The 7,751-nt window shown below is 52.3% G+C and carries 7 protein-coding genes and 1 riboswitch; of the genes, 1 reads left to right on the plus strand and 6 read right to left on the minus strand.

Features of this window, described 5'->3' with window-relative positions:
• Window positions 1–241 precede the first annotated feature (241 nt).
• The 5 genes from Q0241_RS10640 to gcvT form a co-directional block, all read right to left on the minus strand.
• Window positions 242–1,534: an amidohydrolase family protein gene (locus Q0241_RS10640; RefSeq protein WP_299377160.1), complete on the minus strand. Its 1,293-nt coding sequence runs from the start codon at window positions 1,532–1,534 to the stop codon at window positions 242–244.
• Between the two features lie 73 nt (window positions 1,535–1,607).
• On the minus strand, window positions 1,608–2,555 hold the full coding sequence (locus tag Q0241_RS10645) for an ABC transporter permease (RefSeq protein ID WP_366941170.1): 948 nt from the start codon (window positions 2,553–2,555) through the stop codon (window positions 1,608–1,610).
• Window positions 2,556–2,559: 4 nt separating this feature from the next.
• On the minus strand, window positions 2,560–3,609 hold the full coding sequence (locus Q0241_RS10650; protein WP_299377162.1) for an ABC transporter permease: 1,050 nt from the start codon (window positions 3,607–3,609) through the stop codon (window positions 2,560–2,562).
• Entirely contained in the window at window positions 3,599–4,810 is a 1,212-nt protein-coding gene (locus tag Q0241_RS10655; RefSeq protein WP_299377164.1) for an ATP-binding cassette domain-containing protein, read from the minus strand. The genes Q0241_RS10650 and Q0241_RS10655 overlap by 11 nt, the downstream gene beginning before the upstream one ends.
• Complete coding sequence (gene gcvT, locus Q0241_RS10660; protein WP_366941171.1) at window positions 4,782–5,879, minus strand: glycine cleavage system aminomethyltransferase GcvT; 1,098 nt, start codon at window positions 5,877–5,879, stop codon at window positions 4,782–4,784. Before gcvT ends, Q0241_RS10655 begins: the two co-directional genes overlap by 29 nt.
• A 153-nt stretch (window positions 5,880–6,032) precedes the next feature.
• A riboswitch (glycine riboswitch) is annotated at window positions 6,033–6,124 on the minus strand.
• A 111-nt stretch (window positions 6,125–6,235) separates the two neighbouring features.
• Between gcvT and Q0241_RS10665 the strand changes: the two genes are divergently transcribed.
• Complete coding sequence (locus Q0241_RS10665; RefSeq protein WP_299377166.1) at window positions 6,236–6,577, plus strand: hypothetical protein; 342 nt, start codon at window positions 6,236–6,238, stop codon at window positions 6,575–6,577.
• A 7-nt stretch (window positions 6,578–6,584) separates the two neighbouring features.
• On the opposite strand, the gene argS is transcribed toward Q0241_RS10665, so the two are convergent.
• A partial coding sequence (gene argS / locus Q0241_RS10670; protein WP_299377167.1) for an arginine--tRNA ligase occupies window positions 6,585–7,751 on the minus strand: 1,167 nt, incomplete at its 5' end.

Here is a 7,751-nt window from a genome sequence, read left to right on the forward strand (position 1 = left end):
AATGTATTGAGATCAAAGGAATGCCAAACGAAAATGAACTCGTTCCATGATTACTCAGGACAGATATAATAAAGGGAGATCGGATTGCCGCTATTAACGAAATGTAACCGCATTGAGGTTATAAACGTCAGTTTCTGGCACAAAGCGACTGAGTTTACGATCTGATTTCATTCGGAGTTAACGTAATTTAAATAACACGATAAATGCAGTTTGCGTCTCTAACAATCTCAGCTTGTTACAATCATCTCAGGAAATTCACCGTTTCTCTTTTTCCGTCCAGATTAAGCTGTGCCTCAACGGGGGCGGTTGTGCTGATAACTTTTCCTCGGCGTATGACAAACAATCGGGCAGGGCGCAGGCGGATGGCTTCGATGGGATCTTGTGCTTGTAATATCACCAGATCAGCGAAGTTGCCTTTGGCGATGCCATAGTCCTGCAGGTGCATGACCTTGGCGGCGTTTTCTGTGACGGCTTTGAACATGGCTTTGGTTTCGTTAACGCCCGTCATCTGGGCAACGTGGGTTGCCATGTGGGCGACTTCGAGCATGTCGTGGCTGCCAAAGCTGTACCACGGGTCCATCACACAGTCGTGGCCAAGGGCGACGTTAATGCCCATCGCGGTCATTTCCTTGACCCGTGTCATGCCGCGGCGTTTGGGGTAGCTATCGTGGCGGCCTTGCAGGGTTATGTTGATCAGCGGATTGGGGATCGCTGTGATCTCTGCTTCTTTGATCAGGGGCAGGAGCTTGCTGACGTAGTAGTTATCCATGGAATGCATGGAGGTCAGGTGAGATCCGGCAACACGCCCCTGTAAGCCTAAGCGCACGGTTTCGCTGGCAAGGATTTCGATGTGGCGGGAATGCGGATCATCGCTTTCGTCGCAGTGCATATCAACCAGCAAGCCGCGGTCCGCCGCGATTTCACACAGCGTTTTTACGGAACGGGCGCCATCTTCCATGGTGCGTTCGAAATGGGGAATGCCGCCGACAACATCAACGCCCATATCCAAGGCACGTTTGAGGTTCTCTGCCGCTTTTGCATAGCGGTAATAGCCATCCTGAGGAAAGGCAACCAGTTGAATGTCAATCCACGGGGCGAGTTCTTTCTTGGCTTCGAGCAGGGCACCAACAGCAAGCAGGCGATCGTCGCTGGTATCCACATGGCTGCGTATCGCCAAGGTACCACGGGCGATCGACCAGCGGGCGAGGGCGTGTACACGTTCCTTGATTGCTTCGTGGGTCAGATGCGGTTTCAGTTCTCCCCAAAGCTGAATGCCTTCCAGCAATGTCCCGCTTTCGTTCAATCTGGGTTGACCAAGGCTGAGGGTGGAATCAAGGTGGAAATGCGGATCAATAAAGGGGGCGGTGACCAGATGCCCTTTGGCATCAATGATCTCTGTCTGTCCCTCGACAATGCCATCCGTAATATGCGGATTGATTTCGACAATACGGTCGTCCTTAACGGCGATATCAACGCTGTTTTTAGCATCTGTGCTATCAGCAAGTTGGGCGTTTTTGATAATGAGATCAAACATGGGGAGTTCCGTTAATTATCGTTCGTTAAATACAGTTGCCGAGATCAAGTGCCAACATCGTGTCTAGTTCGCCTCAAGTTCGTTCTCCTCTGCGGAAGGGAACCAGAAGTGCTTTGGGGTAGCTGGCTTTACGGGCCATGATCACCATCGCAACGATACTGAGAATATAGGGCATCATAAGGAAGAATTGATAAGGGATCAAAGCGCCAGCCGTTTGCTGTGCACGTACCTGTAACGCATCAAGTCCAGCGAACAGAAGGGCACCTATCAAGGCCTTGCCGGGTTTCCATGACGCAAAGATAACCAGTGCGATGCAGATCCAGCCGCGACCATTGATCATGCCAAAGAAAAAGGCATCAAAGGCCGACATGGTAATAAAGGCCCCGCCCACAGCCATAAAGGCACTGCCGATCATCACGGCGCCTGTCCGGATTGTCAGAACGTTAATGCCCTGTGCTTCAACTGCCATGGGGTTTTCCCCCGCCATACGTACGGCAAGACCAAGTGGCGTCTTGTACAGCACATACCAGACAACAGGCACAAGGATCAGGGCGAGATAGGTAAGGGGCGTCTGGCTAAAGAGCGCTTCGCCCATAACCGGGATTTCAGACAGGAAAGGAACTTCATAAACCTGAAAAGGTTCGATTTTCGGGGGCGTGGTGACATCGGGCAACAGCATACGATAGACGTAATAGCTAAGCGAAGAGGCAAACAGCGTAATGCCAATCCCGGTCACATGTTGGGAAAGGCCAAGATAGACGGTGAAGATGCTATGCAACAGCCCGAACATCAGGCCCAGAAAAGCCGCGAACATAACCCCGGTCCACAGATCACCGCCCATATAGACCCACATCCATCCAGACATGGCACCCATGGTCATAATGCCTTCGATCCCAAGATTTAAAACCCCAGCCCGCTCGCAGATAAGTTCGCCAAGCGTGCCAAGAATAAGTGGACTTACGATGCGAATTGTTGCCGCCCAGAAGCCAGCAGAAACGAGTATTTCAAGAATATCCATCATGGCTTTATCTGAACCTCACGCGGTAGCGGGTTAGCATCACACTGACAAGTATGGAAAGAACGGAAAGACCGACCAGAACATCCGCGATATAGGTTGGGATGTTAATTGCCCGGCTCATGGAATCTGCGCCGACATAGATCATGGAAATGAACAACGCCGAAAGGATCACAGCCAGTGGATTGAGCTGTGCCAGCATGGCAACCGCAATGCCCGTATAGCCAAACCCCGGTGAAATATCGAGGGTGAGGTATCCCTTTAGTCCGGCGACTTCACTGACCCCGGCAAGACCCGCTAGACCACCACTGATCAAGGCAGTGCGGACCACGGTGGTGTTTACATTGATGCCGGCGAACTTGGCAGCGGATGTGTTTAGCCCGACGGCCCTGATTTCATAGCCCCACACCGTAAAGCGCATCATGGCCCAACAAAGAACAGAGCCGATAAGGGCAAACACAAAGCCAAAATGAAGCCGGCTTTTATCAACAAGGCTTGGGAAAAGACCTTCGTCAATAATGGGGGCGGCCTGTGGCCAGCCCATAGACATGGGGTCTTTTAAAGGGCCTTCCAAAAAGTATCCAACAAACAGCAGGATTACAAAGTTAAGCAACAGTGTCGTGACGACCTCATCAACTTTCAGATGGGTTTTGAGCATGACGGGAACGGCAAGGGCCGCGCCACCCGCCAAGGCCCCGACCAGCATCAGGAAGGGGATCATCAATAGCGGGGGCAGGGTGATTAACCCGGTGCCAAAGAACGTCGCAGCCAAGGCCCCACAATAAAGCTGTCCCTCTGCACCGATATTATAGAACTTGGCGCGAAAGGCGATTGTCGCTGCCAATCCGGTAAAGATCAGCGGAATTGAGCGCGTAAGTGTTTCTGTCAGGGCAAAGCTGGACCCGACGGCCCCTTTGACCAACAGGCTATAGGCTTCTAACACAGGTGCGCCGACCCACAGGATCAGGACAGATCCAATTAACAGTGAGACAAAGACGGCGGCAACTGGTGCCAAGGCAATACGCCAGGCGGCAACGTGTTCCCGAGGTTCAATTTGCATGGGGCTGTTCCTCGTTACCAGAATTTGTTGTCACCGAATGACCTGTATTCTCGGATTGTTGTCCGGCCATCATCAAGCCAACTTCGGCTGTTGTCAGCGTTTTGGCATCATAACTTTGGGTCAGGTTGCCGTGGTACATAACGGCAATCCGGTCACATAGGGCAAAAAGCTCGTCCAGATCTTCGGAAATCAGCACAATCGCTGCGCCCCGTTTTCTCGCGGCGAGAAGCTGTTCATGGACATAGGCGATGGCCCCTTCATCTAGGCCGCGCACAGGTTGGTTTGCGAGGATAAAATCAGGCTGGGGCGATAGAGCCCGAGCGAGAATGAGTTTTTGCATGTTCCCGCCGGAAAGCAGCTTGGTTTCTGCTTCGGGGCCTTCGCATCTGATATCAAAAGCGTCGATCAGTTTGTTGGCCCGTTCCAGACAGGCTTTTCGATCTATTAAAACGCCTGCTTTAGACACGGGTGCATGTCGTAGGTCTTCACTGATAAGGTTTTCCCACAGCATCATCTCGCCAACCACGCCAGAGCTATGGCGATCTTCGGGAATACGCCCGACGCCCCGGTGTACGATATCGGCGGGCGAGGCACTGGTTACGGCATTGCCGAGAAGAGTAAAGGTGCCCGCATCGGGTTTTTCCAGACCGGAAAGCAGATCGGCAAGGGTTGATTGCCCGTTCCCGGCAACCCCGGCGATGCCTATAATTTCATGCTGATGTACGCTCAGATTAACCTGATTGAGTTTGGGAACGTTGCTGGTATCTTTGCTTTTGTCTTCAACACTGACGTCTTCAAGTTCGACAATTGGTTTTCCGATTGTCATTTGTTCCAGAACCGGGCGTTCAACGGTGCGGCCGACCATCATTTCGGCCAGTAGTTTTCGGTCAGCTTTTTCTGTTTCGATGCTGCCAACAATTTTTCCACGGCGTAAAACTTCTACCCGTGTACTGATGGCAAGGATTTCGTGAAGCTTGTGCGATATAAAGATAATCGCAAAGCCTTCTTTGGTCAGGCTTTTTAAGGTCTTGAACAGACTGTCAGCTTCTTGTGGTGTCAAAACCGCTGTGGGTTCATCCAAAATCAGAACCCTGGCATCTCGATAGAGAGCTTTGAGGATTTCAACACGTTGTCGTTCGCCAACGGAAAGATCAGCAACACGGGCATCGGGATCAACTTTTAAGCCATAATCCCTGGACATCTGTGCCAGCTTTGGTGAATGCGCGGGCGACATAGCCCATAGCGACGGGGCCACCCGCAGTTGGGCCAAAGCCGCCGCTGGTAATCTCGCCGATGGTGTTGCCGTCCATATCCTGCACTTCGGTATGTTCGCGCGCAGGCGCACGGCCGTCGGGTTTAATCCCGACGAGGCGGCGTGATTTTTTATCTGCGAGGTCGGCGGCGACGCGTTCTGCCCCCAAATATCCGGCATCCGCGCCCCGACGATGTTTCTGTACGGACCAAATCAGACCCGCCTCAATCGGCGATGTTGTCGTGTCGATATCATGACCATAGAGGCATAGCCCGGCTTCTAAGCGCAAACTATCACGCGCCCCCAATCCGATGGGCTCAACGTCGTCATATTTCAAAAGCTCGTCGACTAATCGTTCAACGTCATCATGTTTGACGGAAATTTCATAACCGTCTTCGCCTGTGTAGCCAGAGCGCGAGACATGGGCCCAAATCGGTGCACCATCGATCGTGCCAGAGAGTTCTAAATCCGTGTGGGTCATAAAGACCAGCTGCTCAACAGCGGGGTTAAAACAGCCCAAAACCTGCGCCGCGCGCGGGCCTTGCAGAGCGATGAGAGAGAGCGTGTCATCTTTGACGCTGACCGTAATACCGTCTCCCAGATGCGCATTCAAATGCGCATAATCGGCCAGTTTACAGCCCGCATTCACGACCAGATACAGCACATGCTCATAACCTTTCATCGCGAGGCGGGAGATCATCAGATCATCCAAAATTCCGCCGTCGGCATTGAGAAATTGCGAGTAACGCTGCTGCCCAGGTTCCAAATCCGCAATCGAGGCTGGCACGAGTTTTTCGAGCGCGGCGGCGACTGTCGCGAAATCCTTATCATCCGGCATCAGGAACACCTGCCCCATATGGGACACATCAAACAGACCCGCTTTCTCGCGGGTGTGAAGATGTTCATTCAACACGCCCAAAGGATATTGTACGGGCATATCATAGCCTGCGAATGGCACCATTTTTGCGCCGAGTTCGATGTGTTTGGCGTGCAACGCTGTCTTCAAAATTTCCGTCATAGGCGTTTCCTCGGTGCGAGACCGATCCAGCGCCACCAGCTGTCCTTTTGGGCCTGAGAGATTGACCTCGCGTTTCAGGATGAAACGCCAAGCTTACTCCGTCGGCGGGGCATTTCACCATTCCCTTTCGGGCTGCCCGCTTTCCAGCGTTTGAACTGCCAAACGGTCCGTTGACCTGAGCGTTTCCGGGGCGGTTGCGCCTTCGGTGGCCGCATCTACCTACGGCTCTCTCCCATTTGGCAGGAATTGCTAATCTGATGGCGGGATTCAGAAAAAGAGTCAATCTATCGGGTGCGCGTAAATCCTTAATCCCTGTGTGTTATTTCGCCTGCAACATTTTAGGAAAAGGTGGGAACATGTCCGGAAAAACCAAAGAAGAAATCGCATTTGAATTGGTCGCCAAGCTGAAAGGCGTCGGCGTTTGGGGCGAAAATAACATGAAACAAATTTTGGATATGTATGCGCAGTGCCTAGAAGCCACATCTGGACTGCGCACGATTGATGGCCAAAAACCTTCAGCTATTCGTCTAGCCGAAGCCGGCCCCGCGCCGAACGCCAAGCCAGCCCAAGCTCCGACCGCACCGCGCCAAGCCGCACCTGTTCAGCAAGCCCCTGCGCATCAACCGCAAGTTCGTCAACAACAACAAATGGTACAACAGGCTTACCAACAGCCTGTTCTTCAAACACGCGGGCAATAAAACCGAATTACATTCTCTCGGGCGCTTCGATAGCAAGTAGGTCGAGAGCATGTTCCAGCTGCGCCAATGTCGCCTTAGCGAGCGACAGGCGTGAGGCTTTGACAGCATCCGCAACATCATCCGCAAGGATCGGACAATCCGCATAGAAACGTGAAAAGCTCTGCGCGGCGCGGTAAATATGCTCGCACAATATATGCGGGGCGTATTTATCGGCCGCGAGCTCAATCGCGCGCGAATAAGCATCCAGCGAAAGAACGAGTTCTTTTTCTGTCTCTTCGGCGACTAGAATTTCACCTGCTTCAACGCCCATATCGGCCGCTTTGCGCAAGATGGATTTAATCCGAACAACGGCATAAAGCAGATATGGCCCTGTTTTACCTTCAAAGGCTGTAAAGCGTTCTGGGTCGAAAATATAATTCGTCATGCGTTGGTTTTGCAAATCTGCAAATTTCAATGCAGCAAGACCAACCTTACGTGCAATCTCTGAACGCTCTTCAGCCTCAAAATCTGCGCCTATGCCCGATGCGTTCAAACGCTCTCGCGCTGCGACATTCATGATTTCCATGAGGTCTTCGAGGCGAAGCACGCCCCCTTCGCGGGTTTTGAACGGCTTGCCGTCCTTACCGTTCATTGTGCCAAAACCTGCATGAAACAATTGATCGCGCTCATACCAACCCGCCTTCGCTGCCCCGCGGAAGACTTGTTCAAAATGCAGGGCTTGGCGCTGGTCAACAACATAAACGATGAGATCAGGATCAATTTCGGCTTTGCGGTCTATAAGTGTGGCCAGATCCGTCGTGTGATACAAAACGGCACCGGAACTCGCGAGCAGCATCACTGGCGGGGTCTTATCTTTTTCGCCCTCGGCAACGCGAATAATCAATGCACCGTCATCTAATTCTGCAATATCGGCAGCTTTCAACTCGTCAATCATCGCTGGAATTAATGGATCGACGCAGGCTTCACCTTTCCAAAGATCAAATTCTACACCAAGGTTACCATAACCGACTTTCAACGCCGCGACGGACACGTCGATAAAATGATCCAGAAGCGCGCGATAGCCTCGGCGGCCAGCTTGAAGCTGCGCTGTTGCCACACGAGAGACTTCCATACGGTCCTTATCGGATTTCGCCTTATTCGAAGCCTGCGGATAAAGACGCGCAAGGTCGTCCAT

This window comes from uncultured Kiloniella sp. (assembly GCF_937128705.1).
In the GTDB taxonomy this organism is placed as follows: domain Bacteria; phylum Pseudomonadota; class Alphaproteobacteria; order Kiloniellales; family Kiloniellaceae; genus Kiloniella.